The following is a 23,296-nucleotide window of genomic DNA, read 5'->3' as shown; positions in this document are numbered from 1 at the left end:
GCGATATGGAGAAGTTTGATGAGAGACCACGCACAGAAGAACAGCCAGGAAGCCAACATCGACCTCACCCCGATGCTCGATGTCGTCTTTATCATGCTGATCTTCTTCATTGTCACCGCGGTGTTCGTGAAAGAATCCGGGACTGATGTACTGAAGCCTGAGGCCGAAATGGGCCTTACGCAAAAGCAGGTCAGCATCCTGATCGCGGTCAAGCCGAACGATGAAATCTGGCTCAACCGCCAGAAGATCGACATTACCGCCGTTCGTACCAACGTCGAAAAACTGCATGCCGAGAACCCGAAAGGGACTGTGGCCATTCAGGCAGACGTCGCATCGAAGGCCGGTCTTGTGCTAAAAGTATATGACGCGGTGCGTGACGCCGGCGTCGAACGCATCGCGATTGCAACGGAGGCTCAATGATGATTACACGCGTCGCTTCCTCCCTGGTGATCGCTACCGGCGTGACCTTTGCCCTCTTCTTCCTGATGCAGGGTCTGGTCAGCTTCCGTGACGACGTTAACCTCGGAGAAGAAAAACAGCTCCGCTTCATCGACGTGGTGGAAGACATTCCGGACCAGCCGCCTCAGCGGATGGAACGGAAAGTCGAGAAGCCGCCTGAAGTCGAAAAAGCTCCGGAGCAGATGACGACCGAAGTGCAGACTTCTGGTCCGAACACTCTCAACGTCGGCATTGGCAAATCCAGCCTTGGTGCCGGTGTGGACCTTGGTTCGATCGATCTGGGGCCGAGCTCGGACGGCGACTATCTGCCGCTCGTCCGCGTGCAGCCGCAGTATCCGCGTCGTGCCCAGGAACGTGGTGTCGAGGGTTATGTGATCGTTGAACTGACGGTGAATGAAGACGGCACTGTGCCGGAAGAATCAATCGTCATCATCGAAGCAGAACCCAAGGGCTATTTTGAAACGGCTGCCAAGAAAGCTGCCGTGAAATTCAAATACAAGCCCAAGGTTGTGAACGGCAAGGCACAGCAGGTGACTGGTGTGAAATACCGTTTCACCTTCGATCTTGCAGACAATTAAGGCACGGGAGACTGTCATGCGTATGATCAAGACGATCAAAACCCTGCCTTACACTGTAGCAGCCGCTGCCCTTCTTGCAGCCCTGCCCGCAGCGGTTCCGGTTATCGGTTCCTCGGCCGCGATGGCCCAGGAAGCTCCGAAGCCGGCAGCCAAGTCGCGCAAGGTACCGGCCCTGAGCCTGGATGTGCACAAGCAGATCCAGAAAGCCCAGGAAGCCATCGATGCCAAAAGCTATGCCGAGGCAGAAGGGATCCTTCGCGAGGTTCTCGCCCGCGAAAAGATCAACGACTACGAACGTGCGGTAGCCTGGCAGATCAATGCCATGCTGGCGTTCGAGAAGGACGATACCAAGGGAACCATTCGTGCTTACGAACAGATCTTGAAGTATGCCGAATCGATCCCCGAAGCACTGGAGCTGCAGATCATGTTCGGTCTGGCACAGCTCTATTTCGCCGAGGAAAACTACCCGAAGGCCCTGCAATTCGTGAAGCAGTGGGAAACCCGTGCTGAGGTTGTGGGGGCGACCCAGATCCTCTTCATCGGTCAGCTTCACTATGCTCTCAGCGACTACAAGAAATGCGTGGAATATGTGAACCGCGCCATTACCGATGCCCAGAATTCGGGCGGCGGTGTTGAAGTCAAAGAGAGCTGGTACCAGCTGCTGATGAGCGCACAGTGGGAGCAAGGCAATCTCAAGGAAGTCCGCGACATCCTCGAGATCCTCGTGATCAACTGGCCGAAACCTGTTTACTGGACCCAACTTGCCGGCATCTTCGGCGAACTGGGACAGGAAACTGTTTCGTTCTCGCTCACCGAAGCTGCCTACAAGCAAGGCTTCCTCGACGACAAGCCTCAGCAGATTGTCAACGTTGCGCAAATCCAGATCGCCCGTCAGGCTCCTATCAAGGCTGCCTGGATTCTTGAAAAGGGCTTCAAGGACAAGCGTATCGAAAAAACCGGCGACAATCAGAAGCTGCTTGGCCAGTCCTACATGCTGGCGTCGGAATGGCGTAAGGCAGTGGCCCCGCTTGAAGCTGCTGCAAAGGCAGGCAACGACGGTGATCTTTGGCTGCAGGCTGGCCAGGTGCTGATGCAACTGGACAAGTATGCCGAAGCCCTTGAAGCCTTCGACGGTGCGATCAAGGCCCTCTCCGGCCAGCGTGCCGGCGAACAGCGTGATCGCAAGCTGCTGACGGCCCAGATGCAGTCTGGCCAGGCCCATACCGAGCTGAAGCATTTCAAGGAAGCCGAAGCATCTTTCGGTGCTGCACTGAAGCTCGCCAAGGCCGACCGTGACCGCAAGACTGCAAATCAGTGGATTGCCTACATGAAGGCCGAAAAGGCTCGTGAAGACATGCTGGAAGGCAAGGGCTGATCGGTTTCGATATTGCCATAAAAGTTTATGGAAACGGTGCCTTCGGGCGCCGTTTTTTTTGTTTGGGCCAAATACCCGGTTCTTTGTCCAGATCATGCGCGTTCGATGAACACAAAATAGCTGGCAGGATCAGTTGCAATCAATTATCATTATAGTCTGCAGTGCGAGACGCTGCCGTCAAACGCACTGCTCTTTTTGAGAGGAGGCCTTATGACAGTTGCACGTCTCTCTTCATCCATGATCGGCGCATCCGCGGTAACCTTCGGCCTTGCATTCCTGATGCAGGGCCTTGTTGTATTCAGGGATGATCTGGGCTTGAACGACAGTCCGGCGCGACCTATGCCTCGGATTCTTGAGGACATCGATGAAACGGAGCCCGTCAAAACGGACTGGTCCGTGAAAATACCGCAGCAACTGGTACCGCCAAAAATTGAGCCGGAGCCGATTCCCGGCGTACCCAATGACCCCACAAAGGTCGGCATTAGTCCACCTCATGTGCCGTCAGCAACGGAAGACTTGGGGCCTACCTTGAGCGGACTTGCGGATGGCAATGCCCTTCCAATCGTCAGGGTCCAGCCTGTCTATCCACGTAAGGCACTTGCACTTGGTATCGAGGGATATGCTGTCGTCAGCCTGACCGTCAATCCCGATGGGACCGTTGATCCTCGGTCCATCATCATCCTGGAGGCTGAACCCGCCGGCTATTTCGAGCGAGCAGCGCGGGACGCGGCGATGAAATTCAAATACAAGCCCCGTGTCGTTGATGGCACTGCCGTACCAGCTACTGGTGTGCAGTATAAATTTACTTTCGCACTTGGTAGCGATTGAGGCTGGCCGTCGGCCGGGTGACCTATAACCGTAAGCAAAGAACCAAAAAGAAATCGGGCGCCTGTTGGCGCCCGATTCACAAATTCTAATTGCCGGCTAAAATCAAGCCGTAGCAATTGCCGAACGACGGCGAGCAGCGAGACCAACAAGGCCGAAGCCCATGATCATCATCAGCCAGGTTGCCGGCTCAGGAACAGCCGAAATGAACTTGGCGAGAATGATGATGTCATCGTGGTTGTCGTCGATGCCGCTGTCACAGCAGGTATCATCGAATGCAAACAGCAGCTCGTCATGACCCAGAGTGCCGCCCATGCTGATGATGCCGAATTCACCATCTACGCCAACATCTGCGGTATTGCCGCCCGAAAAAGTTCCTTTGGGCGCCGAGAAATGGAGATCGGTAATCCAACCTGCACCTATCGCCATCGAGCCTACCCAAGTGGCCGGCCCCCAACCAGAATACGATTCGGTTTCTGTATAATTTACCGCACCACCGTCAGCCGTAAACGTGTCGCTCCAAGCGCTCTCCGCAGCCATAAAGTAGAAATGGAGCGTACCGGCGGACGTCGAGAAAAGACCCGCGCCGCCATAGAAGTCAGCAAGACCGCCAGCCCATGCGTTGATATCGTCTTCGTAGTTGTTATTCCATGCAACCGTAGTTACCGGCTCGTTGGGAACGATATTGATAGCTGCCGAAGCCGGCATCGCCAGCCCAGCGGAGAGTGCCATAGTGGCAATCAGTTTTTTCATCTTCAGCCTCCTTGAAGCATTTTAATTTGAAGCGCCCTTCTATCGACCGGACCATCCGGATCAGATCACGAAGCGCAGGACACCAACACAATGCGACACGCGACGCGCGCCGCTTGTCTTCATGCCTGATGATGGGGGGATGCCCGTCCCCTCTACTCGATACCGGGAGCTTTCAGTAAATTTGCACCTGATTATCTGTCAGGTTGGTCGCATCCTAACAGAAAAAATAACCCTAGACCAATCAGGGATTTATCCGCACTGGCCACAAAAAGTTAACAATTCGTTAACTGCTTGAATAAGCTTAAAATTTTATGAATCACCCGTTTTTGCCCTACCCGCAACTCTGTCTCATTCTGGGACGGGAGCATGCCGGGTCCTGGCGAATCGGCCATTCGACCTGTATCAGGAGTCGCTCATAGCTGGCCGTTCCAGCCCTTCCCGAAGGTCTCAACTGAGGCGTGCTTCATATGTAAGGTATAATTCGGAAAGTTGTTTGGTGCCCCCGGTCCGACTCGAACGGACACGTCCAAGGACACTTGATTTTGAGTCAAGCGCGTCTACCGATTCCGCCACGGGGGCACACCCATGAAGGTCGCGGCATCATAGCGGCAGACCTTCCGGCGTCAAGCTGAGTTTGGCGTGTCCCAGCCTTCATGAGAATCGGCAAATCGACCGCGTCCGGCAAGCCATGCCGGGTTGCCCGGAAAAGGTGGCCACGGATAAAATCGCCTGAGATCAAACATCTGCCTGCCTGCGAGGCCACCACTTCCCGGACGTGAACGACCAAGCAGGTTGTGTGCCAACGATCCGGCCAAAAAAAAGAAAAGGCCGAACGACCCAACCGTCCGGCCTTTTCATAACATCAAGCAGAAGCCCGTCAGGGCTTGATCGCCGCCGTCACCAAATCATGGAACTCCGCCCGGATCGGATAGGCACCGAACGGCACATAGTTGGTCAATACGATGGCAACCACATCATGGTCCCTATCCACCCAGAAGAAGGTGTTGGCCATGCCGCTCCAGTAGAACTCGCCGCCCTTCACAGCAAAATCGATCCCGAAGCCCACTTGCTGGCCAACATCGCTGATCGAGGGGATCGAAGGCGGCAGGTGGTTTTCGGTCATCAGGGCCACGGTTTCAGGTTTCAGAATGCGCACGCCGTCCAGCTCGCCGCCATTCAGCATCATCTGGGCAAAACGCCAATAGTCCGAAATGGTGGAGACAAGGCCGCCGCCGCCCGAGGGGAAAGGAGGCTTTGCGGTGTAGTCCCGCAACAGACCGCCGCGCGCAGGCACCACGCCAGCCTTGCCTTCTTCGCGGGTATAGATTTCGGCAAACCGGTCCACCTTGTCGGCGGTTACCTGGAAGCCGGTGTCCTTCATGCCGAGCGGCCCGAAAAGGCGCTTCTGAAGGAATTCCTCGAACGGCATGCCCGAAAGCACTTCAACGAGATAGCCCTGCACGTCCACTGCCAGCGAATAGACCCACTTTTCACCAGGCTGATAAAGAAGCGGCTGTGCCGCCAGCCGCTCTGCCCACAGGGCAAAATTGTCGCCGTCATTGGGGAAGGTCTCCGGGTTGAACATGCCGGATTCCTTGTACATCTGGTCAACCGGCGTGTCGCCGAACACGCCATAAGTAAGTCCGGCCGTATGCCGCATCATATCGAGCATTGTCACCGGCCGGTTCGCGGGTTCGGTGACCACCTCGCCGGCTTCATCCTTGCTCACAAAGACGCGGGCATTCCTGAAGCCGGGGATATATTTCTCCACCGGGTCATCCAGCCGGAACTTGCCTTCCTCATGAAGCATCATCAACGCCACACCGGTGATCGGCTTGGTCATGGAATAGATACGATAGATCGTATCCGCACGAACCGGATCCTCCGCCGCGACATCGCGGTCACCGTAGGTTTCGAAATGGACGATCTTGCCGTTGCGGGAAACAAGCGTCGCGAGCCCGCCAAGCTTGCCTTCCTTCACATAGGCCTCGAAATGCGGCTTGATGGCCGCCAGCGCCTCGGCAGACATGCCTTCACTGGCAGGTGCGGCGTTCGGCACGCCTTCAAGGGTGGCCGCACTCGCGGCCACGGGCGCCCACAAAAGCAACAGAATGAAACGGACAAGACGCATCGATCTTCCTCCCCCTGTATGATCACCAAGTCCCGATATGGTTAAGGCACGATAGTGTCGATTGACCATGGGAACAAGCCGCCTTAGGGTCGCGCCAGACGGCATATTCATCGCCACATCAAAGACGGGACACTTCATGCTGAAACGCCTTTACGACTGGTCGATGGACCGTGTCGCCCGCCCCTCGGGGGAAAAATGGCTCGCTGGCCTGAGCTTCGCGGAAGCGAGCTTCTTCCCGATCCCGCCCGATATCCTCCTGATGCCGATGATCATCGCCGACCGTAGCCGCGCCTGGCGGCTGGCGCTCATCGCCACGATTGCGTCCGTGATCGGCGCCGGCCTCGGCTATCTGATCGGCCATTTTCTCTACGAGGCCGTCGCGCTGCCACTTATCGAGCTTTACGGCTACGCTGAAAAGTTCTCAGCGTTCGAAGCCTATTATGCCGAATATGGTGTTCTCATTGTTTTGATTGGCGGGCTGACCCCTATCCCCTTCAAGGTGATCACGATTGCAAGCGGTGTGGCGGGGCTTGATCCCTTGTTGTTCATGCTGTCCTGCATTCCGGCCCGGGCGCCGCGCTTCTTTGCCGAAGCGTTGCTCCTGTGGAAGTTCGGGCCGCCCATCCGTGCCTTTGTCGAAAAACGGCTGTCGCTTGTCTTCACCCTTTTCGTGGCGCTGCTGATCGGCGGATTCGTTGCCCTGAAATTTGTCTGAGACCGCCCATGTTCGCCTTCGCTGATCGCTACCCTGTCGCCGCTGCCACACTTGCTGCCATCATCGTGCTGGGTTCCGCCTACGGCTTCCAGTTCGCGGGCTATCCGCCGTGCGAGATGTGCTGGTGGCAACGCTATCCCTATATGGCCGCCATTGCCTTCGGCCTTGTGGCGCTCCTATTAGGCCGCGCGGGCGACCAGCGCCTGATGTGGCTTTTCGCGCTTCTTTTCCTCACCACCAGCGCCATCGGCGCCTTCCATGTGGGGGTGGAAAACAAATGGTGGGATGGTCCGGCCCATTGCAGCGGCGCGCTGGATCTGACCGGCAGTGTCGAAGATGCCCTTGCCGCCCTGCAGGATGCACCGCTGGTACGCTGCGATGCGGCAGCATGGCGCTTGTTCGGCATTTCCATGGCGGGCTATAATGCCATGGTCGGCCTTGCGCTTGCCTTCTTCAGCCTGCGTGCGGCCCGCCGGAAGGACTGAAGCATGACCGAAAAACCTGACACCATGACGGATGACACACCCTTCGACCCGCCCCGCCCGCTACCCGGCGACAGGTCGATGACGGCAGAAATCGACCGTATGGTGCGGGTGGATCATGCCGGTGAGTTTGGCGCGGTGCGCATCTATCAGGGCCAGCTTGCGGTGCTCGGCGACCGTCACCCAAAATCGGCGATGATCCGCCATATGCTGGCGCAGGAAGAGGTGCATCTTGACCGCTTCAACAAGCTGATCAAGGACCGCGGCGTTCGCCCGACTGCCCTTGCCCCCTTCTGGGATGTAGCCGGTTTCGCGCTTGGGGCAGCCACCGCGCTGATGGGCGAAAAGGCCGCCATGGCTTGCACGGCGGCTGTGGAAGAAGTGATCGACGGCCATTATCAGGCCCAGCGTGACCGGCTGACCGCCACAAACGCCGACCCGGATTTCGAAAAGACCATCGCCCAGTTCCAGGCGGAGGAAGCCGAACACCGCGAAACCGCCATCGAACATGGCGCCGCGGAAACCCCGGGCTACGCTGCCCTCTCCGGCGCCATCAAGGTCGGGTGCCGCGCTGCCATCTGGCTCGCCAAACGGGTCTGACATTCCACAGGCAGCACGGCGAAGGCCTGATCAGGCTTTGGTCGAGAATAGATCGCCCGCCACACCGGTCAGGCCCGCATCGGCAAGCGCCTTGATGATCGTGGCTTCATCCTCGTCGCTCAGATTTTCAAGATCATAGCTGTCGAGGATATCCTGCAGTGTCTGCAGGCCTTCGGTGTTAAGCGACGTTTCTTCGCCCTCAGCAGGTGGCGCCGGCGGTTTTCCACCCTGCGGGCCGCCTTGCGGCGGCTTCAGCCCCGCCGTATCGGCCACACTGCGCAGGTCAAAACCCGCATCCGAAAAGGCGGATTCCAGATCCTTGCCTGGCCGGATGCCCGCTTCCTTCAGCGTTTCCAGGATGGTCTTGGCATCTTCTTCCGAAAGATTCTCGGAATCATACGCCGCCAGCAGGTCTGAAACCTGCTGTTTCTGGTCATCCGTCAGTGGTTGGTTGCGCGGGGGTTGGGGCGGTGCCCCGGTCGGGGAATTCCCGATACTGCCGATCGTCATGGTCGTTTCCTTTCATCCCATGATGCACCCTTACCCATGCCTCGATACGGGGCACGGCAGGGCAATCCTTCGCGGGTGTGGGAGAAAGGGGGGAAAGGCTCAGGTTTCGAGCTCGACATCCCAGTAAAGATAGTCGCGCCAGCTTTCGTGCAGATAGTTGGGCGGGAAGTGACGGCCATTTTCATGCAGCTGGCTGTTGGTCGGGCGGACCGGCCATTCGTGCGGGATCATATGGGCTTCCTGCGGGGTACGCCCGCCCTTGGCGAGATTGCAGGGGGCGCAGGCCGTGGTGATATTCGTCCAGCTGGTGCGCCCGCCCAGCCGCCGCGGCAACACATGGTCGAAGGTCAGGTCCTCGATTGCCCCGCAATACTGGCAGGAAAACCGGTCCCGCAGGAACACATTGAACCGCGTGAAGGCCGGAAATTTCGGCGGACGGACATATTTTTTCAGCGCGATGACGCTCGGGAGATTGAGGCTGGTGGAGGGGGAGTGAACGGCGAAGTCATATTCGGAAAGGATGGTCACACGATCCAAAAAAACGGCCTTGAGAGCCGTTTGCCAGTGCCAGATACTGAGCGGATAGTAACTGAGCGGCCTGTAGTCGGCATTCAGCACCAGCGCCGGGCAACTGTCCGGTGACATCGTGCGGGGCAGAAAGTTGACACCCATTCCCTGTTCCCCCATCAGTCGGAACAGAGCCGGCGCCGATCGCCGGCTTTGGCGCCTCGCTCCGGTTCTGGCGAGGCCGTTTCCGACATCTTGAGAATCAAGATACAGTGTTACACGGTCATTACAAACAACTATATTCAGTAGCTGAATGTTCGATTGACCTGATGATATTAGCATGAATTTGGCCCAACACGACACATCCCTGATCACCCGTTTCGCGCCGAGCCCCACGGGGCATCTGCACAAGGGCCACGCCTATTCAGCGCTCGCCGCATGGAAGCTTGCGGAGGCCGGCGGCGGCACTTTTCTGATGCGGATCGAGGATATCGACACCACCCGCTGCCGCGATGAATTCGTGGCGGCGATCCACGCGGATATGGCGTGGCTCGGCATCCGCTACCCCGCCCCTGTCCGCCGGCAAAGCGAGCATATGGATGACTATGCCGCCGCCCTTGAAAAGCTGAAGGCGATGGGGGCGGTTTATCCCTGCTTCTGCACAAGGAAGGAAATCGCCGAGGAAATCGCCCGGGCCCCGTCGGCTCCGCACGGGCCGGACGGCGCCCTGTACCCCGGCACCTGCAGGGGGTCGAGCGCTGATGAACGGCAAGCCCGCCTTGCGGCAGGCGATGCCCACGCCTGGCGGCTGGATGTTGCCGCCGCCAGTGCCATGGCTGGCAGCGATCCGCTTCGCTGGCATGACGCACACGCAGGCTGGCAGGATGCGAAGCCCGAAATGCACGGCGACGTCGTCCTCGCTCGCAAGGATACGCCCACGAGCTATCATCTCGCCGTCACGCATGACGATGCCCTGCAGGGTGTCACCGACGTGGTACGCGGGGTCGATCTTTTCGAGGCGACCCATATCCATGTGCTGTTGCAGCGGCTTCTGGGCTTGCCCACACCGCGCTATCATCACCACCCGCTGCTGCTGGATGAACACGGCCAGCGCTTCGCCAAACGCAACCTCTCGGTTACGCTGAAATCGCTCCGCGAGGCGGGCGTGGACCCTGCGACACTTTGGCCCGGCACCTAGCTTTCGCCTTGCCAGCCCTGAGGTGCCGCCTATAGTGGCCGAAAAGCCAGTCTGGAAAGTATCGAACCATGAAATTCCTCATCATCCTCGCCCTCATTTTCGCGCTCATCACGCTCGGCATCCTGATCTTCGGGGTCACGGCGATGGCCAAGGGCGGCGACTTCAACAAAAAATACGGCAACAAGCTGATGCAGGCGCGGGTCGCCTCACAGGGCATCACCATTCTTCTCCTTTTCATCGTCGCGCTGATGGCGTCGGCAGGCTGATCCGGCATGGTGAAGCTGACCAAGATCTATACCCGCGGCGGTGACAAGGGCGAAACCTCGCTCGTCGATGGATCGCGCCTCAAAAAGCATGACATCCGGATCGAGGCTTACGGCACGGTCGATGAGGCAAACGCCACCATCGGCCTGATCCGGCAGGCGCTGGAAACCGGCGAATCTGCCGAGGCCGCGGATGCCATGCTGATGCGCATCCAGAATGACCTCTTTGACCTCGGCGCCGATCTCGCCACACCGGGCGATGATTTCACGCCCTCCGAAATGGTCCTCCGGATCATTGAAGCGCAGGTTGAACGGCTGGAACGCGAGATCGACGCGATGAACGAAGGCCTGAAGCCGCTGACGAGCTTCATCCTGCCCGGCGGCACGCCTGCTGCTTCCTTCGCACACCTCGCCCGCACCGTGGTGCGCCGCGCCGAACGGCTGACGGTGGCAGCCGCCGAAGAGATGCCGATCAACCCGGCGGCGATCCGCTATCTCAATCGCCTGTCGGACCATCTTTTCGTTCTCGGCCGGGTGCTGAATGGCAACGGCCACAATGATATCCTGTGGGTGCCCGGCGCCCATCGGTAAGGGCCCCTAACTAATGTTTGCTGCACTGCATTGACAGAGCATGGGCCTTGGGATAACGCTGTTGGTCCCATTTCTTTTGAGGCTCTTTCGTGCGGCTTCCGGGGGGAAGCTTTGAAAGAGGTACGGGCAGAAATGCTGCCCCGCACAATAATTAGGGAGAGGCAACTCCATGAAGATCCTGGTCCCCGTTAAGCGGGTCGTTGATTACAACGTCAAGGTCCGTGTGAAATCCGATCAGTCGGGCGTCGAGCTCGCCAACGTCAAGATGTCGATGAACCCCTTCGACGAGATTGCCGTTGAAGAGGCCATCCGCCTCAAGGAAGCCGGCAAGGCTGAAGAAATCATCGTCGTTTCGGTTGGCCCCAAGGGCGCCACGGAAACGATTCGCACCGCGCTCGCCATGGGCGGGGACCGCGGCATCCTCGTCGAACATGACGGCGAGACCGAGCCGCTGGCCGTTGCGAAAATCCTGAAATCCATCGTTGAAGCCGAAGGCCCGGGTCTTGTGATCCTCGGCAAGCAGGCCATCGACGACGATTGCAACCAGACGGGCCAGATGCTCGCCCAGCTGCTTGGCTGGCCGCAGGGTACTTTCGCCTCGAAAGTCGTGGTGAATGGCAGCGATGTCGATGTCACCCGCGAAGTGGATGGCGGCCTCGAGACCGTGAAGCTCACCCTTCCGGCCATCGTGACCACCGACCTCCGCCTCAACGAGCCGCGCTATGCGTCGCTGCCGAATATCATGAAGGCGAAGAAGAAGCCCATCGACGAGAAGACCCCGGCGGACTACGGCGTGGACATGACCCCGCGCCTCACCACCCTCAAGGTGGAAGAACCCGCCAAGCGCTCGGCTGGCATCAAGGTCGCGAGCGTTGAAGAACTCGTCGCCAAGCTCAAGGAAAAGGGAGTGATCGCATGACCGCCCTCATCATCGTCGAACATGACAATGCGGCCCTGAAGGACGCGACCCTCGCCACCGTCACCGCCGCCAAGGCCTTCGGTGAAGTCCATGCGCTTGTCGCCGGCTCAGGCTGCGCGGCTGTCGCCGACGCCGCCGCCAAGATCGAAGGCGTTTCGAAAGTTCTCCTCGCGGACGATGCGGCCTATGCCCATCCGCTCGCCGAGGAACTCGCGAACCTCGCCATCTCGCTTGCCGGTTCCTACGACGCGATCATCGCGCCGGCCACCACCACCGGCAAAAACTTTGCGCCGCGTGTGGCTGCTGCCCTTGATGTGGCGCAGATTTCGGACATTCTCGAAGTGATCGACACCGATACCTTCAAGCGCCCGATCTATGCCGGCAACGCCATCGCGACCGTGAAATCGTCGGACGCCAAGAAGGTGATCACCGTTCGCGGCACCGCCTTCGCCAAAGCTGCCGCCACCGGCGGTTCGGCTTCGGTTGAGAAAGTTGGCGCGGCTGAGAAAACCGGCAAGTCCTCGTTCGTGGGCGCCGAGCTTTCGAAGTCCGACCGTCCGGAGCTTACCTCCGCCAAGATCATCGTATCGGGTGGCCGTGGCATGGGCTCGGGCGACAATTTCGTGCTCATCGACGCTGTTGCCGACAAGCTCGGCGCTGCTGTCGGCGCCAGCCGTGCTGCAGTGGACGCCGGCTTCGTGCCGAACGATTACCAGGTCGGCCAGACCGGCAAGATCGTGGCGCCGGAGCTTTATGTCGCGGTCGGCATTTCGGGTGCGATCCAGCACCTTGCCGGCATGAAGGACAGCAAGATCATCGTGGCGATCAACAAGGACGAAGAAGCACCGATTTTCCAGGTTGCAGACTTCGGCCTCGTCGCCGACCTCTTCGAAGCCCTTCCGGCGCTCGAAAAGGCTCTCTGAAAAAGATAGCGGGGCTGCCCTCATGGGGCGGCCCCGTTTCATATGATATAAAACATACCAGGGTCCGGAACAGAGATTTAGCATGGTTGACAAGGTTGGGATTATCGGCGCCGGCCAGATGGGCAGCGGCATCGCACACGTAGCAGCAGTCGCGGGGCTCGAGGTCGTCCTTTCCGACGTCACGATGGACCGCGCCAAAGCGGGCCTCGAGACCATCGACCAGAATCTCGGCCGGCAGGTCGCCAAGGGCAAACTGAGCCCCGAAGACATGAAAGCCGCACTCGGCCGCATTGCGCTTGCCGACAATATCCCGGCCCTGTCGGACTGCGATCTTGTGATCGAAGCCGCCACCGAGAACGAGCAGGTCAAGGTTTCCATCTTCAAGGAGCTGTGCAAGACCCTGAAGAAGGATGCACTGATCGCCTCGAACACCTCGTCCATTTCCATCACCCGCCTCGCCGCCACCACCGACCGGCCCGAGCATTTCATGGGCGTTCACTTCATGAACCCCGTACCGGTGATGAAACTGGTGGAGCTTATTCGCGGCATCGCAACCACCGATGAAACCTTCGAGCGTTTCAAAACCTTCTGCGACAGGCTGGATAAAACCACTGCCGTTTCCGAAGACTTCCCCGCCTTCATCGTGAACCGCATTCTGCTGCCGATGATCAACGAGGCGATCTACACGCTTTATGAAGGCGTGGGGAATGTGGAAGCCATCGACACCGCCATGAAGCTTGGCGCCAATCACCCGATGGGCCCCCTGCAGCTCGCTGACTTCATCGGTCTCGATACCTGCCTGTCGATCATGCAGGTGCTGTATGAAGGCCTCGCCGACAGCAAATACCGCCCCTGCCCGCTTCTGGTGAAATATGTGGAAGCCGGTTGGCTTGGCCGCAAATCGGGCCGTGGCTTCTATGACTATCGCGGCGAAGGCGAGCCGACCCCGACGCGGTAATCCAATCGCCTCCTTCCCTTTTTAATCAAATGCGTTAGGGTTGCCTCCCTGTATGAGGGAGGCTTCCATGGCGCTTACGATCGTTATCGGCAACAAGACCTATTCCAGCTGGTCGCTCAGGGGCTGGCTTGCGGTCCGGCACACCGGGCTTGCCTTCAAGGAAGTCTTGCTGCCGCTCGATACGCCCGAATTTCACGAGAAGATCAGGGACTATAGCCCCTCGGGCTTCGTGCCTGCCCTTATCCACAATGGCACCACCAAGGTGTGGGATTCGCTCGCCATCATCGATTATTGCGCGCGGCTTGCCCCTGAAAAATACTGGTGGCCGGAAAATGACGCCGCCTTCGGCTTCGCCCGTGCGATGTCCGCCGAGATGCACTCGGGCTTCATGGCCCTACGCCGCGCCGCCCCCTTCAACACCAAGGCGAAATACACCGGCCTCAAGCTCTCGCCCGCTGTGGCGGCAGACGTGAAACGGATCGATGCGCTTTGGTCCGAAGCCATCGACAAGTTTGGCGACGGCGGCCCCTATCTGTTCGGTGGTTTCTCGGCGGCAGACATGATGTTTGCCCCGGTTGTCGGCCGTTTCCTCACCTATGGCATCAGCCTCAGCCCCACCGCCATGGCCTACGCCATGGCCGTTCGCTCGCACCCCGGTGTCAGCGAATGGTATGACGCCGCCAGGGCCGAAACGATGGTGGTGGCTATGGATGAAATCGACCCCGCCACCAATATGCTGGGCAGCGAGTAGCGGTCTTCGAGACGGGCCTTGCGGCCCTCCTCAGACCGAACGTTGATCTATGAAGCACCGCTCGCCCTGAGGAGCGCGGCAGCGCGTCTCGAAGGGTGCCCCTCAGACCGTGCCGGCCTTCAGGGCCTCAAACAGTTTCACTGCCTCGGGCGCATCCCATTTGAGGGGGCCGAGGAAATAGGCGCGCACATTGCCGTCGCGGTCGATGATGAAGCTCGTCGGCAGGGCACCGTTCGCCAGTTCGATGGCCGTCGTCATTTTCGGATCGGCATAGAAGGCAAGGCCCTCGACGCCCCATTCGGCCAGCGCGTCCTTGGCCGCCGGGATACCGCCACGGTCCACGTTCACCGCCACCACTTCAAACATATCGTCGCCCAGCTGGGCCTGCAGCGAGGCCAGTTCGTGCATTTCGGCGCGGCACGGGGCACACCAGCTGGCCCACAGGTTGATCAGCATCACCTTGCCCGTCATGTCCGAAAGCTTGATGGGGCTGCCATCTTCGCGCATCACGATATGCTCGCTCACCTTGCGGGGGGTTGCCTGCAATGTCAGGCGTGACATCTCGCCCGTCATATAGGTTTGAAGCGGATCAGAGATTGTCGCGGGCATGAACTGCCGATAGGATGCCCAGCCAAGCAGCGCCAGCACGCCCACCAGAAGGATGCCGCGCACCAATTTGCCATTCGATCCCATCGTCTACTCCTCTATCGGACCTGAAGTCATGAGCCACGATCAAACCCATAAAGCGCCCGCGCCCACCCCGCAAGACCACTCGCAAAAAGGTGAGGGCGACGCGCAGTCGATGTGGGGTGGCCGCTTCGGCGCCGGCCCGTCTGCCATCATGCAGGAAATCAACTCTTCGATCGGCGTCGACAAGCGCCTGTACCGCGAGGATATCGCGGGGTCGAAGGCGCATGCCAGCATGCTGGCTGCGAACGGTATCCTCACCGAAGCCGACCGCGACGCGATCCACAAGGGCCTCGATCAGGTGCAGGCCGAGATCGAAGCCGGCCGGATGGTCTGGGATGACGTGCTTGAAGATATCCATATGCATGTGGAAAGCCGCCTCCGCCAGCTGATCGGCGATGCCGGCGCGCGCCTCCACACTGCCCGCAGCCGCAACGATCAGGTCGCAACCGACTTCCGCCTGTGGACCCGCGCCGCGCTTGACCGCATGGACGCAGGCCTCAAGGCCCTGCTGACCGCGCTTGTCACCCAGGCCGACAAATATGCAGATGCCGTGATGCCCGGCTTCACCCACCTGCAAACCGCCCAGCCCGTCACGCTGGGTCATCACCTGATGGCCTATGCCGAGATGCTGGGGCGGGACCGCGCCCGGCTGGCCGATTGCCGCGCCCGCATGAATGAAAGCCCGCTGGGTGCAGCCGCCCTTGCCGGCACCAGCTTCCCCATCGACCGGCACATGACCGCCGCATCGCTCGGGTTCGACCGGCCGATGGCCAACAGCCTTGATGCCGTCTCGGCCCGCGATTTCGCGCTTGAAATGCTCGCGGACCTCGCGATTGCCGGCGTGCACCTGTCGCGCCTCGCGGACGAAATCGTCCTCTGGGCCACCGCACCCTTCGGCTTCCTGAAGCTTTCGGACGCCTTCTCGACCGGTTCGTCAATCATGCCGCAGAAACGCAACCCGGACGCCGCCGAACTGGTGCGTGCGAAGGTCGGCCGCATGGCCGGTGCCTTCACCGGGCTTCTGATCGTCATGAAGGGCCTGCCGCTCGCCTATTCGAAGGACATGCAGGAAGACAAGGAACGCGTTTTCAAAGCAGTAGACGATTTCGAACTGTCGCTTGCCGCCATGACCGGCATGATCGATGACCTGAAGCCCAACCTTGCAGCCATGAAGGCAGCAGCGGGCGGTGGCTTCTCCACCGCGACCGATATTGCCGACTGGTGCGTCCGCGTGCTGAACATGCCGTTCCGCGATGCGCATCATGTCACCGGCACCATCGTGAAGATCGCCGAGGAGAAGGGCATCACGCTCGATCAGCTGCCGCTTGCCGATATGCAGAAGGTTGATCCGCGCATCGATGCCAGCATCTTTGATGTCCTGTCCGTTGATGCCTCGGTTTCAAGCCGCATGAGCTTTGGCGGCACCTCGCCCGCCCGCGTGCGCGAGGCTGTGGCGGCCTTCCGGGAGAAACTGCAATGATCCGCACCGTCACGCTCGTGCTCGCCGCCACCCTGATGCTCACAGCCTGCGGCAAGAAAGGCGACCTTGAGCCGCCAACCCGCAGCACGCAGATCTCGCAGGGCCGCTGAGCATGGATCATTTCAACAGCCGGAACGGCGTCATGTTCGCCGAAGACGTGGACCTGCGCACCATCGCGGATGCCGTCGGCACGCCCGTTTATGTCTATTCATCTGCGACGCTTGAACGCCACTTCAACGTCTTCCACGAGGCTTTCGCGCCGCTTGATCCGCTTGTCTGCTTCGCCGTCAAGGCCAACAGCAACCAGGCGGTGCTGGCGACCCTCGCGAAAGCCGGTGCGGGCGCCGACGTTGTATCGGGCGGCGAACTGAAGCGCGCGCTGGCCGCTGGGATCGCGCCTGAAAAGATCGTCTTTTCCGGCGTCGGCAAAACCGCGGATGAAATGCGCCTCGCCCTTGAGGCAGGCATCCTGCAGTTCAATATCGAAAGCGAACCGGAGCTCGAGGCCCTGAACGCCGTGGCCGCAAGCCTCGGTGTTGTCGCCCCCGTTTCAGTGCGGGTAAACCCGGATGTGGACGCCAAGACCCACGCCAAAATCTCCACCGGCAAGGCTGAAAACAAGTTCGGCATCAGCTGGCAGAAGGTCGACATGCTGTATGAACGCATGCGGACGATGGCCAACATCAAGGCAACCGGTGTGGACGTGCATATCGGCTCGCAGCTGACCGAGCTTGAACCCTTCCGCGCCGCCTTCGCGCGCGTGGTCGAGCTTGTCAAATCGCTGCGGGCTGCCGGCCACGATATCCATCATATCGACCTCGGCGGCGGCCTTGGCATCCCCTATGACCCCGATGTTGCCGCCCCGCCCGCACCGGCAGCTTACGGCGCCCTCATTCGCGATGTGCTTGCCGGGCTCGATTGCCGCATCATTCTGGAACCGGGCCGCCTGATCGCGGGCAATGCCGGCATCCTCCTCACCCGCGTGCTGTACGAGAAGATCGGCGACAACCGCACCTTCTATATCCTCGACGGAGCGATGAACGACCTGATGCGCCCCGCCATGTATGATGCCTTCCATCATATCGTGCCGGTGGAGGATCAGGCGGGCGACAGCTTCGCCGCCGATTTCGTGGGGCCTGTTTGCGAATCTTCGGACGTGTTCGGCACCGGTCGCGCCACCAAGCGCCTGAAGGCCGGTGACCTTGTCGCCATCAAATCGGCAGGCGCTTACGGCGCCGTCATGTCATCGACCTACAACTCACGGCCGCTTGTGGCCGAAGTGCTTGTAAAGGGTGATGCCTATGCCGTGGTGCGCCCACGTGTCGAGGTCGAAGACCTGATCGCCATGGACAAGGTGCCGGACTGGATTTGACGTCTGCCACGGTCTTCGAGACGAGGCTATGCCTCTCCTCAGACCGAACGGGCCACTCAACCGTTCGCCCTGAGGAGCGCGACAGCGCGTCTCGAAGGGCGCCTGAAAGGCTCAGGCCCGGCCCATTTTCCCGATGAAGGGCAGCTCGCGGTAACGGTAGGCCACGTCCATCCCGTAGCCGATCACAAAGATATCCGGGCATTCGAAGCCGACGAAATCGGGCTTGAACACGGTCTGCCGGCCCTGGCTTTTATCCAGTAGCACCACGCTCGTGATATTGGCAGCCCCAAGCGCCTTGAAATGCGCATGCGCGAAGGCGAGCGTGTTGCCGGTCTCGTAGATGTCATCGATGATCAGCACTTCGCGGCCATCAACCGGCAGATTCGAAGCGGCCACAAGGTCAACCGTGCCCGCCCGGCGGTTCTTGGCGACCTGGATGAAATCCATTTCCATCACGGTGCCCCGGGCCGACATGGCGCGGGTAAGGTCAGCCGCGAACATCATGGCGCCGTTCATGATCACCTGTGCGACCGGCTCTTCCTCGAACCAGCGGTGCAGGCTCGCCGCCAGCTCCTCAACGCGTTCAATGATCTCGTCGGAAGTGAAAACCGGCTCCACGCCGTGGTGGGCTTCACCGGCGCGGTCCCAATCGAAGAAAAACTCGGCGCCGCTTCTTGTTCTTTTACCCATCCCCGTTTCCCCTTCGTGGCTCAGTGGCCGCGTTCGTAGAGATTGCTGGTATCGGCCGCCTCGGTCGACCGGGTGCCATCGAGAACCCGCACTTCGGCGCTCGCGGCACCGGCCGGGATCGGGCTGCGCGGCGAGGAGAAATGCACCTTGCCGCCTCGTGCAATGATCTGGCCCGGCGGGTTCACCACCCATTGGTCCACCACCTGCCCGCTGCCGTCGGCAATGCGGATTTCAACTTGCGGCACCGTGGCCGCCCGCGCGCCCTGGTTTTCCACATAGCCCTTCACCATCAGGACCTGTTCGCCGTTCACTTCCTCGACACTGCTGGATTCGAGGAAAGCCCCGAGCACGGTCACCGCCTCGGTGATCGGCTTCGACAGCGGCTTGCCTTCGGCCTCCAGCTTTTCCTTCAGCGCTTCCGCGTCATTCTGCCCTTCGATCCAGCTATAGATCGCGGCGGACTTGGGCCAGATTTCCTTCACCGTGTCCTTCATCAGGAAGATGGCGCCGGCGAGCCCGCCCCAGAAGAGGAAAAGAAGCACCCACAAGAACAGGATGAAACGGCGGCGGCGACCGGCACGGTCCACTTCGGACTGGCGGCGCTGCTCTGCCCGGCGGCGGGCGAGGAAATCATCCTCGTCATCGTCGCTTTCCACATATTCATCGCGGATTTCGGGCACATCCTTGCGGCGCGAAGCGAAGCCCTCTTTGGTCAGGCTTGGCCGTTCCTCAACCTCGCCGCCCGCTTCCTTCATGGCAGCGGCGAAGGCATCAGCCGAGAAAAGCGGCTTGTTGTTCGCTTGTACAGGCGCACCCGGCGGCGGCAGGTTGGGATCGTCCACCACTTCGGCGTCGGTTGTATCCTCGTCCTCGAAATCCATCGGCGAGGAGGCCGCCGCCATCGCAGTTTCGGCTTCATCGGGCGCGGGGCGCGAAGCAGGCGCAGCTTCGGCGGCACGCGGGGCTTCGGGCTGGCGGGGCTGCGGCGGCGTGGCCGGGCGCTTCGGGGCTTCCTTCAGTTCACCCGGCAGGGCGTGCCATTCGTGCATGCACCGCGCACAGCGTACCTTGCGTCCCGCCGCCGGAATCGCACCGGCCCCAACCTTGAAGCGGGCGTCGCACGAAGGACACTGCAGGATCATAAGGATACTACCCCTTGGCAAATCGACCGGCAGGCCAAACGCGAAACACACCCGCCTCTTGCCTTTAGGCATACCCTATTCGCGGCTATACTGTCCATGCTCCAACTGCCAGAAACTGCATGCAAAAAGGGCAGCAGCCGGGGCTTCTCGGTACCTCTCTTTACGCCAGCGTCCCCATATGCAATTCTCCGCGTCTGAAGTCGCCGTCCTAGGGCCTTCAAGGGAGCCTTGTGTGATCAGTTTCGAGAATGTGGGCATGCGTTATGGCATGGGCGGTGAAGTCTTGTCGGACATCACCTTCCGCCTTGAGCGCGGCTCGTTTCATTTTCTCGTCGGGCCTTCGGGCGCTGGCAAAACCTCGCTTCTGAAGCTCCTGTATCTGGCGCGCCGCCCGTCGCGCGGGCTTATCCATTTCTTCGACAAAGACCTTGCCCGGATCGAGCGCGAGGAACTGCCGCGCCTCCGCCGCCGTATTGGTGTCGTGTTCCAGGATTTCCGCCTGCTTGATCACCTGTCCGCCTTCGATAATGTGGCCCTGCCCCTGCAGATCAAGGGCGCCAAGCGCATCCAGATTGCCGATCATGTGGAAGAGCTTCTCTCATGGGTTGGCCTGAAGGACCGCATGCACGCCCGCCCCGCCACGCTTTCCGGCGGGGAAAAGCAGCGCGTTGCTATCGCCCGCGCCGTGATCAACAAGCCCGATCTTCTGGTCGCGGATGAGCCGACCGGTAACGTCGACCCCGAAATGGCCATGCGACTGATGCATCTCTTTGTCGAACTGAACAAGATCGGCACCACCATCGTGATCGCCAGCCACGACCAGCATCTGGTGGAGACAATCGGCGCGCCTGTCCTGTCGCTCGACAAGGGCAATATGACCTATCTCGCCGGCGGCAAACCGCGCGACCCCGACCCCGACGAAACGGGGGCACAGCCATGAACCTGCCCTTCTTCGGCGAAACCCCGGTTTTCCTGCCCAAGGATCAGGCGGGCGACGGCCTGCTGCCGTGGGTGATTGGCGTCATGCTTTTCCTCACCGGCCTTGCCACCGCCATGGGCCTCGCTTTGGGCCAAGGACTTGATCGCTGGTCCGAGGGGCTGGCCACCACGCTGACCGTACAGATCGTGGACGCCGATGCCGCCGTCCGGGCTCGCCAGACCGAGGACGCGCTGAAGATGCTGCGCGCCACGCCCGGGGTGACCAAGGCCGAAGTGATGGCGGACGCCGATGTGATGGCGCTGATTTCGCCGTGGCTTGGTGACCTGCCCATCGATGCCGGCCTGCCGGTACCGACCCTGATCCATGTCGAACTCGACAAGGCCGGTGCCGTGAACACGGCAGGGCTGGCCGAACGCCTGCGGGCAACCGCGAAAGGCGCGCGGCTTGATGATCATCAGGCCTGGATGGCTTCGATCCTCGAGCTTGTCACCGCCCTTCGCCTGCTGCTTGTCGGGATCGTGGTGCTGATCGTGCTGTCGACCGTCGCCATTGTCATTTTCGGCTGCCGGGCCGGTCTTGCCACCCACCGAGACAGTATCGAGATCATGCATATGATGGGCGCCGAGGACAGCATGATCGCCAGTGCCTTCGACCGGCGCTACCTGCTTCACGGCCTTGTTGGCGGGCTTGGCGGGATCATCATGGCGATCCTTGTGATCCTCGCCCTCCTGCATCTGGCGGAAGAGATGGGTCAGGGCCTTCTCACTGCATCGCTGCCGGGCTCCGGTGTGCTGTGGTGGCTTTTGCTGTTGCCGGTGATCGCCGGTGCCGTCACCATGGGCACGGCCCGTATCACGGTGCGGCGGGCCCTTTTGGAACTGGTGTGAAACCCTCGCCATGACCCGCAACAGATCCGTTTTCTCCCGCCTTGTCGGCACAATCCTGTTCGTGGCGCTGGTTGCCTGGCTTTCGGGCTTCCTTTATTTCCTCTCTCGCGCGCTCGTTGACGAACCCGCTGCCATGCCCGACGCCCGCGCCGTGGTGGTGCTGACGGGCGGTGCGCGCCGTATCGATGTGGGGCTTGCCATCCTCAAGGCCAATCCGGGCGCGCGGCTGCTGATATCGGGCGTCAACCCCGCCGTCCTCCGGGCCGAACTCAGTGCTATCTCGGGCGAAGAAGCCCCCTTGTATGAATGCTGTGTCGATCTTGACCGCACCTCCACCGACACCCTTGGCAACGCACGCGAAACTGCGCTTTGGGCGCGCAAGAACGGGTTCGACCGGGTGGTGCTCGTTACCGCCGCCTATCATATGCCGCGCAGTCTGATCGTCCTCAGGCGCGCCATGCCGGAAGTGCGCGTGGAGGCCTATCCCGTGCAGGCCGCAGTTTCGACAACTTATCTGCTTAAAGAATATCACAAGTATCTCTTCACACTGGCGAGCGACGCCGCCGGCATCTGATCGCGCCGCAAGGAGACCGCCCCATGAACCGCCTGAAATATCTTATCGGCGCCCTCTTTTTCCTCATCCTCGGCTATAGCGGCCTGTGGTGGACCAGCGCCATGGGCGCCGCCAAATCGGTGGAAGCCACCTTCAACCGCTGGTCATCAGAAGGGCACGAGGTGAAGGCTTCGGACGTGGTCGTCACCGGCTTCCCCTATCGCATCGTCCTCGATACCAAGGATGTGGAAATCACCCGCAAGGGCAAGGCAGTCCTTTTCCGGGCGCACAAGGTGACGCTGATCAGCCATCTCTGGACCCCGCGTCACTGGATGGGCGAAGCCGAAGGCGTGAAGGCCTCGGTCGGCGGCGGGCGGATCGCTTTCACCGATGACAAGATCCGCGGCAGCTGGCGCAAGGACGATGACGGCAGCGAGATTATCGCCATCGATTCGAGCGGCGACACCAGCGATTTCAGCCTCGTCGAAGCGCCCTATATGGTAACACCAGCAACCCTCACCAACTGGCTGATCTCGGCGCGCCTGCATGCACCGCAAGCTGACGCCGCCACCGGCCTGCATGAAGAAAAAGGCACCGATTTCCGGATCACGGCAGACACCGCAAATGGTCGCCTGCTTCTGCTTGGCACCGCATCCGGCACCCCGCCCGAAGGCTGGTCGAAGAAGGATCTTGAAGGCTGGGGTAACGCCGGTGGCCTCATCGACTTCAGCGAGATCGATCTCACCATCCCCAAAGGCCGGATTCAAGGCAGCGGCAGCATCACGCTTGACGAAAATGCCATGCCGCTTGGCAGCTTCAGCCTGAAGGTAACGGATGGCCGTAGCGCCGCCGCAGCCCTCGCCGGTGCCGGCCTCCTGATGAAGGGGGCTGAAAACGCCTTCGCCGACCAGCCGGCCGTCCGGCCCGTTTCGGTGATGCTGCAAGGCGGGGGCATCAGCGCCGACGGGGTGCTCGTCGGCAAGATGACGCCAATCGCGAAATAA

The 23,296-nt window shown here is 60.5% G+C and carries 28 protein-coding genes and 1 tRNA gene; 21 read left to right on the top strand and 8 right to left on the bottom strand.

Annotated elements, in window-relative coordinates:
• The first annotated feature begins 18 nt into the window (after positions 1-18).
• The 4 genes from PH603_RS04325 to PH603_RS04310 all read left to right on the top strand — a co-directional run bounded on the left by PH603_RS04325 (position 19) and on the right by PH603_RS04310 (position 3,240).
• Positions 19-420: an ExbD/TolR family protein gene (locus tag PH603_RS04325; RefSeq protein WP_289504728.1), complete on the top strand. Its 402-nt coding sequence runs from the start codon at positions 19-21 to the stop codon at positions 418-420.
• Positions 417-1,037 (top strand): TonB family protein, encoded by a 621-nt coding sequence (locus PH603_RS04320; RefSeq protein WP_289504727.1) that lies wholly within the window; start codon positions 417-419, stop codon positions 1,035-1,037. The genes PH603_RS04325 and PH603_RS04320 overlap by 4 nt, the downstream gene beginning before the upstream one ends.
• Positions 1,038-1,053: 16 nt before the next feature.
• Positions 1,054-2,412 carry a tetratricopeptide repeat protein gene (locus tag PH603_RS04315; RefSeq protein WP_289504726.1) on the top strand — a complete coding sequence of 453 codons (1,359 nt, stop codon included), beginning with the start codon at positions 1,054-1,056 and terminating at the stop codon, positions 2,410-2,412.
• Positions 2,413-2,622: 210 nt separating this feature from the next.
• A complete protein-coding gene (locus PH603_RS04310) occupies positions 2,623-3,240 on the top strand; it encodes an energy transducer TonB (RefSeq protein WP_289504725.1) in 618 nt (205 codons plus the stop codon).
• Between the two features lie 102 nt (positions 3,241-3,342).
• Here the strand turns inward: PH603_RS04310 and PH603_RS04305 are convergent, their stop codons facing one another.
• The 3 genes from PH603_RS04305 to PH603_RS04295 form a co-directional block, all read right to left on the bottom strand.
• The gene (locus PH603_RS04305) at positions 3,343-3,990 is read right to left on the bottom strand and encodes a PEPxxWA-CTERM sorting domain-containing protein (RefSeq protein WP_289504722.1); all 648 of its coding nucleotides are present in this window, start codon (positions 3,988-3,990) and stop codon (positions 3,343-3,345) included.
• A gap of 494 nt (positions 3,991-4,484) precedes the next feature.
• Positions 4,485-4,569 (bottom strand) — tRNA-Leu (locus tag PH603_RS04300).
• A 298-nt stretch (positions 4,570-4,867) separates the two neighbouring features.
• Positions 4,868-6,121: a serine hydrolase domain-containing protein gene (locus PH603_RS04295; protein WP_289504721.1), complete on the bottom strand. Its 1,254-nt coding sequence runs from the start codon at positions 6,119-6,121 to the stop codon at positions 4,868-4,870.
• Between the two features lie 136 nt (positions 6,122-6,257).
• Here PH603_RS04295 and PH603_RS04290 point away from each other — a divergent pair, with 136 nt between their 5' ends.
• Genes PH603_RS04290 through PH603_RS04280 form a run of 3 tightly spaced genes read left to right on the top strand, consistent with a single transcriptional unit; the run spans position 6,258 to position 7,918 of the window.
• Positions 6,258-6,836 (top strand): YqaA family protein, encoded by a 579-nt coding sequence (locus tag PH603_RS04290; RefSeq protein WP_289504720.1) that lies wholly within the window; start codon positions 6,258-6,260, stop codon positions 6,834-6,836.
• Positions 6,837-6,844: 8 nt separating this feature from the next.
• Positions 6,845-7,321, top strand: a complete 477-nt coding sequence (locus PH603_RS04285; RefSeq protein WP_289504719.1) for a disulfide bond formation protein B — start codon at positions 6,845-6,847, stop codon at positions 7,319-7,321.
• A 3-nt stretch (positions 7,322-7,324) separates the two neighbouring features.
• Complete coding sequence (locus tag PH603_RS04280; RefSeq protein ID WP_289504718.1) at positions 7,325-7,918, top strand: demethoxyubiquinone hydroxylase family protein; 594 nt, start codon at positions 7,325-7,327, stop codon at positions 7,916-7,918.
• 30 nt (positions 7,919-7,948) lie between these two features.
• Here the strand turns inward: PH603_RS04280 and PH603_RS04275 are convergent, their stop codons facing one another.
• Both PH603_RS04275 and PH603_RS04270 read right to left on the bottom strand, forming a co-directional pair.
• A complete protein-coding gene (locus tag PH603_RS04275; protein ID WP_289504717.1) occupies positions 7,949-8,428 on the bottom strand; it encodes a hypothetical protein in 480 nt (159 codons plus the stop codon).
• 99 nt (positions 8,429-8,527) lie between these two features.
• Complete coding sequence (locus PH603_RS04270) at positions 8,528-9,100, bottom strand: HNH endonuclease (RefSeq protein WP_289504716.1); 573 nt, start codon at positions 9,098-9,100, stop codon at positions 8,528-8,530.
• Between the two features lie 175 nt (positions 9,101-9,275).
• Between PH603_RS04270 and gluQRS the strand changes: the two genes are divergently transcribed.
• From gluQRS to PH603_RS04235, 7 genes are all read left to right on the top strand, one after another.
• Complete coding sequence (gene gluQRS / locus PH603_RS04265; RefSeq protein ID WP_289504715.1) at positions 9,276-10,133, top strand: tRNA glutamyl-Q(34) synthetase GluQRS; 858 nt, start codon at positions 9,276-9,278, stop codon at positions 10,131-10,133.
• Between the two features lie 68 nt (positions 10,134-10,201).
• Complete coding sequence (locus PH603_RS04260; RefSeq protein WP_289504714.1) at positions 10,202-10,399, top strand: HIG1 domain-containing protein; 198 nt, start codon at positions 10,202-10,204, stop codon at positions 10,397-10,399.
• Between the two features lie 6 nt (positions 10,400-10,405).
• Entirely contained in the window at positions 10,406-10,987 is a 582-nt protein-coding gene (locus PH603_RS04255) for a cob(I)yrinic acid a,c-diamide adenosyltransferase (RefSeq protein ID WP_289504713.1), read from the top strand.
• A gap of 169 nt (positions 10,988-11,156) precedes the next feature.
• The gene (locus tag PH603_RS04250) at positions 11,157-11,906 is read left to right on the top strand and encodes an electron transfer flavoprotein subunit beta/FixA family protein (RefSeq protein WP_289504712.1); all 750 of its coding nucleotides are present in this window, start codon (positions 11,157-11,159) and stop codon (positions 11,904-11,906) included.
• Positions 11,903-12,829, top strand: coding sequence for an electron transfer flavoprotein subunit alpha/FixB family protein (locus tag PH603_RS04245; RefSeq protein ID WP_289504711.1), 927 nt, complete (start codon positions 11,903-11,905; stop codon positions 12,827-12,829). The genes PH603_RS04250 and PH603_RS04245 overlap by 4 nt, the downstream gene beginning before the upstream one ends.
• An 82-nt stretch (positions 12,830-12,911) precedes the next feature.
• The gene (locus PH603_RS04240) at positions 12,912-13,787 is read left to right on the top strand and encodes a 3-hydroxybutyryl-CoA dehydrogenase (RefSeq protein ID WP_289504710.1); all 876 of its coding nucleotides are present in this window, start codon (positions 12,912-12,914) and stop codon (positions 13,785-13,787) included.
• A 67-nt stretch (positions 13,788-13,854) separates the two neighbouring features.
• Positions 13,855-14,538: a glutathione S-transferase family protein gene (locus tag PH603_RS04235; protein ID WP_289504708.1), complete on the top strand. Its 684-nt coding sequence runs from the start codon at positions 13,855-13,857 to the stop codon at positions 14,536-14,538.
• Positions 14,539-14,640: 102 nt separating this feature from the next.
• Here PH603_RS04235 and PH603_RS04230 read toward each other — a convergent pair whose 3' ends face one another.
• Positions 14,641-15,231 carry a TlpA disulfide reductase family protein gene (locus tag PH603_RS04230; protein WP_289504707.1) on the bottom strand — a complete coding sequence of 197 codons (591 nt, stop codon included), beginning with the start codon at positions 15,229-15,231 and terminating at the stop codon, positions 14,641-14,643.
• Between the two features lie 28 nt (positions 15,232-15,259).
• Here PH603_RS04230 and argH point away from each other — a divergent pair, with 28 nt between their 5' ends.
• Genes argH through lysA form a run of 3 tightly spaced genes read left to right on the top strand, consistent with a single transcriptional unit; the run spans position 15,260 to position 18,080 of the window.
• Positions 15,260-16,708, top strand: a complete 1,449-nt coding sequence (argH, locus tag PH603_RS04225) for an argininosuccinate lyase (protein ID WP_289504706.1) — start codon at positions 15,260-15,262, stop codon at positions 16,706-16,708.
• A complete protein-coding gene (gene lptM / locus PH603_RS04220) occupies positions 16,705-16,818 on the top strand; it encodes an LPS translocon maturation chaperone LptM (RefSeq protein ID WP_289504705.1) in 114 nt (37 codons plus the stop codon). Before argH ends, lptM begins: the two co-directional genes overlap by 4 nt.
• Before the next feature lie 2 nt (positions 16,819-16,820).
• The gene (gene lysA / locus PH603_RS04215) at positions 16,821-18,080 is read left to right on the top strand and encodes a diaminopimelate decarboxylase (RefSeq protein ID WP_289504704.1); all 1,260 of its coding nucleotides are present in this window, start codon (positions 16,821-16,823) and stop codon (positions 18,078-18,080) included.
• Positions 18,081-18,191: 111 nt separating this feature from the next.
• Here lysA and PH603_RS04210 read toward each other — a convergent pair whose 3' ends face one another.
• Positions 18,192-18,770, bottom strand: a complete 579-nt coding sequence (locus PH603_RS04210) for a phosphoribosyltransferase (RefSeq protein WP_289504703.1) — start codon at positions 18,768-18,770, stop codon at positions 18,192-18,194.
• Positions 18,771-18,790: 20 nt separating this feature from the next.
• Positions 18,791-19,912, bottom strand: a complete 1,122-nt coding sequence (locus tag PH603_RS04205) for an MJ0042-type zinc finger domain-containing protein (protein WP_289504702.1) — start codon at positions 19,910-19,912, stop codon at positions 18,791-18,793.
• A gap of 178 nt (positions 19,913-20,090) precedes the next feature.
• Between PH603_RS04205 and ftsE the strand changes: the two genes are divergently transcribed.
• Genes ftsE through PH603_RS04185 form a run of 4 tightly spaced genes read left to right on the top strand, consistent with a single transcriptional unit; the run spans position 20,091 to position 23,296 of the window.
• A complete protein-coding gene (gene ftsE, locus PH603_RS04200; protein ID WP_353507365.1) occupies positions 20,091-20,852 on the top strand; it encodes a cell division ATP-binding protein FtsE in 762 nt (253 codons plus the stop codon).
• A complete protein-coding gene (locus PH603_RS04195; protein ID WP_289504699.1) occupies positions 20,849-21,739 on the top strand; it encodes a cell division protein FtsX in 891 nt (296 codons plus the stop codon). Before ftsE ends, PH603_RS04195 begins: the two co-directional genes overlap by 4 nt.
• A gap of 10 nt (positions 21,740-21,749) precedes the next feature.
• Positions 21,750-22,313: a YdcF family protein gene (locus tag PH603_RS04190; protein WP_289504698.1), complete on the top strand. Its 564-nt coding sequence runs from the start codon at positions 21,750-21,752 to the stop codon at positions 22,311-22,313.
• 23 nt (positions 22,314-22,336) lie between these two features.
• Positions 22,337-23,296 carry a DUF2125 domain-containing protein gene (locus PH603_RS04185; protein WP_289504697.1) on the top strand — a complete coding sequence of 320 codons (960 nt, stop codon included), beginning with the start codon at positions 22,337-22,339 and terminating at the stop codon, positions 23,294-23,296.

The sequence above is a fragment of the Gimibacter soli genome (assembly GCF_028463845.1).
In the GTDB taxonomy this organism is placed as follows: domain Bacteria; phylum Pseudomonadota; class Alphaproteobacteria; order Sphingomonadales; family Kordiimonadaceae; genus Gimibacter; species Gimibacter soli.
The sequence above is the reverse complement of the archived record's forward strand: the minus strand, read 5'-3'. Positions and strand labels throughout refer to the sequence as shown.

What these genes read in the sequence shown, in the direction of transcription:
- PH603_RS04280 (WP_289504718.1), top strand. Translation starts at nt 7,325, where the DNA reads ATGACCGAAAAACCTGACACCATGACGGATGACACACCCTTCGACCCG.
- PH603_RS04240 (WP_289504710.1), top strand. Translation starts at nt 12,912, where the DNA reads ATGGTTGACAAGGTTGGGATTATCGGCGCCGGCCAGATGGGCAGCGGC.
- PH603_RS04230 (WP_289504707.1), bottom strand. Translation starts at nt 15,231, where the DNA reads ATGGGATCGAATGGCAAATTGGTGCGCGGCATCCTTCTGGTGGGCGTG.
- PH603_RS04315 (WP_289504726.1), top strand. Translation starts at nt 1,054, where the DNA reads ATGCGTATGATCAAGACGATCAAAACCCTGCCTTACACTGTAGCAGCC.
- PH603_RS04260 (WP_289504714.1), top strand. Translation starts at nt 10,202, where the DNA reads ATGAAATTCCTCATCATCCTCGCCCTCATTTTCGCGCTCATCACGCTC.
- PH603_RS04310 (WP_289504725.1), top strand. Translation starts at nt 2,623, where the DNA reads ATGACAGTTGCACGTCTCTCTTCATCCATGATCGGCGCATCCGCGGTA.
- PH603_RS04185 (WP_289504697.1), top strand. Translation starts at nt 22,337, where the DNA reads ATGAACCGCCTGAAATATCTTATCGGCGCCCTCTTTTTCCTCATCCTC.
- PH603_RS04325 (WP_289504728.1), top strand. Translation starts at nt 19, where the DNA reads ATGAGAGACCACGCACAGAAGAACAGCCAGGAAGCCAACATCGACCTC.
- gluQRS (WP_289504715.1), top strand. Translation starts at nt 9,276, where the DNA reads ATGAATTTGGCCCAACACGACACATCCCTGATCACCCGTTTCGCGCCG.
- PH603_RS04250 (WP_289504712.1), top strand. Translation starts at nt 11,157, where the DNA reads ATGAAGATCCTGGTCCCCGTTAAGCGGGTCGTTGATTACAACGTCAAG.
- lptM (WP_289504705.1), top strand. Translation starts at nt 16,705, where the DNA reads ATGATCCGCACCGTCACGCTCGTGCTCGCCGCCACCCTGATGCTCACA.
- PH603_RS04290 (WP_289504720.1), top strand. Translation starts at nt 6,258, where the DNA reads ATGCTGAAACGCCTTTACGACTGGTCGATGGACCGTGTCGCCCGCCCC.
- PH603_RS04245 (WP_289504711.1), top strand. Translation starts at nt 11,903, where the DNA reads ATGACCGCCCTCATCATCGTCGAACATGACAATGCGGCCCTGAAGGAC.
- PH603_RS04305 (WP_289504722.1), bottom strand. Translation starts at nt 3,990, where the DNA reads ATGAAAAAACTGATTGCCACTATGGCACTCTCCGCTGGGCTGGCGATG.
- ftsE (WP_353507365.1), top strand. Translation starts at nt 20,091, where the DNA reads ATGCAATTCTCCGCGTCTGAAGTCGCCGTCCTAGGGCCTTCAAGGGAG.
- PH603_RS04190 (WP_289504698.1), top strand. Translation starts at nt 21,750, where the DNA reads ATGACCCGCAACAGATCCGTTTTCTCCCGCCTTGTCGGCACAATCCTG.
- PH603_RS04195 (WP_289504699.1), top strand. Translation starts at nt 20,849, where the DNA reads ATGAACCTGCCCTTCTTCGGCGAAACCCCGGTTTTCCTGCCCAAGGAT.
- PH603_RS04205 (WP_289504702.1), bottom strand. Translation starts at nt 19,912, where the DNA reads ATGATCCTGCAGTGTCCTTCGTGCGACGCCCGCTTCAAGGTTGGGGCC.
- PH603_RS04320 (WP_289504727.1), top strand. Translation starts at nt 417, where the DNA reads ATGATGATTACACGCGTCGCTTCCTCCCTGGTGATCGCTACCGGCGTG.
- PH603_RS04255 (WP_289504713.1), top strand. Translation starts at nt 10,406, where the DNA reads ATGGTGAAGCTGACCAAGATCTATACCCGCGGCGGTGACAAGGGCGAA.
- PH603_RS04270 (WP_289504716.1), bottom strand. Translation starts at nt 9,100, where the DNA reads ATGGGTGTCAACTTTCTGCCCCGCACGATGTCACCGGACAGTTGCCCG.
- lysA (WP_289504704.1), top strand. Translation starts at nt 16,821, where the DNA reads ATGGATCATTTCAACAGCCGGAACGGCGTCATGTTCGCCGAAGACGTG.
- PH603_RS04275 (WP_289504717.1), bottom strand. Translation starts at nt 8,428, where the DNA reads ATGACGATCGGCAGTATCGGGAATTCCCCGACCGGGGCACCGCCCCAA.
- PH603_RS04295 (WP_289504721.1), bottom strand. Translation starts at nt 6,121, where the DNA reads ATGCGTCTTGTCCGTTTCATTCTGTTGCTTTTGTGGGCGCCCGTGGCC.
- PH603_RS04210 (WP_289504703.1), bottom strand. Translation starts at nt 18,770, where the DNA reads ATGGGTAAAAGAACAAGAAGCGGCGCCGAGTTTTTCTTCGATTGGGAC.
- PH603_RS04235 (WP_289504708.1), top strand. Translation starts at nt 13,855, where the DNA reads ATGGCGCTTACGATCGTTATCGGCAACAAGACCTATTCCAGCTGGTCG.
- PH603_RS04285 (WP_289504719.1), top strand. Translation starts at nt 6,845, where the DNA reads ATGTTCGCCTTCGCTGATCGCTACCCTGTCGCCGCTGCCACACTTGCT.
- argH (WP_289504706.1), top strand. Translation starts at nt 15,260, where the DNA reads ATGAGCCACGATCAAACCCATAAAGCGCCCGCGCCCACCCCGCAAGAC.